1 protein-coding gene is annotated in these 921 nt (G+C 34.1%); it reads right to left on the bottom strand.

The genetic code is table 11. The annotated features are described in order from the left end of the window. Positions 1 to 135 precede the first annotated feature (135 nt). Positions 136 to 921, bottom strand: a 786-nt coding sequence (locus ADIS_RS22325) for a hypothetical protein (protein ID WP_051113304.1), incomplete at its 5' end; no start/stop codon positions are given.

The following is a 921-nucleotide window of genomic DNA, read 5'->3' as shown; positions in this document are numbered from 1 at the left end:
TAACGGCCAAGGCTAAGAGCAGGCGGGCATTAAAACCCGATTCTCTGTCCACCAAGACCAAGGTTTATTAAAGGTAATCACTTTCAATTTAGCATTATCCGCCCGCTTGCTTTTAGCCAGTGTTGGCGATAGTATTCATTTCAATTCTTCTATTATATACTTCTCACCAATCTTTTTAATTTTTTTTCGCTGTCCCCAGGTGAAAAAGGCTGGATGTGACCTATATGTTGCTATCTGTTTGATAGTAAATATAGAGTAGTCATCAATTTCCTTTATTGTGAAGTTTGCGTGTCGAATTACTGTATCCCCCTCAACAATCAAGTTTCGAATGATGTATGTTGTATCGATTTCATTTTGAACATCATAAATCAATTCCAAATTCATTTTTTCAATTTCCTTAATCAGTTCAGATCTTGTAGCGTTGATTTTATATTTTTTGTTTAAGTCAGCACCAAAATTTGGAGCAAGTGTAGTTGACGTCAATACTATAAACGAAACGATTACCAGAGGAATTCTAAAATGTTTTTTTCTGATTTCTTCCTTTTGTAATTCCCGCAGATATAGATATGAAAATGGTAAAATAATAAACGCTAATAAATCTGTTGGATCAACGGTTCTGTGAAGGGGTAAACCTATTGATTTTCCTACTTGAATAAGCTGTTCAACTAAGGGTGAATTCCAAACTATAAAAATCAATGCCGCTAGGAAATAATTAGCTCTTGTTCTTATGGGTAGTATTACGGACAAGAATATTGGGAAAATAAATAGCCCAACAAAATCCGAAAGTTTCCCAGTAATCATATTCGGATAGTTGCTTTTCAAATAATGGTCATTTATGGCTAGAATAATCAGTCCAGCAATAAAAACTCTATCCGTCAAAATATGTGATTTCTGTTTCATTATATTATCGCCAACGTTTTG

This window comes from Lunatimonas lonarensis, from assembly GCF_000390185.1.
Classification (GTDB): domain Bacteria; phylum Bacteroidota; class Bacteroidia; order Cytophagales; family Cyclobacteriaceae; genus Lunatimonas; species Lunatimonas lonarensis.
The sequence above is the reverse complement of the archived record's forward strand: the minus strand, read 5'-3'. Positions and strand labels throughout refer to the sequence as shown.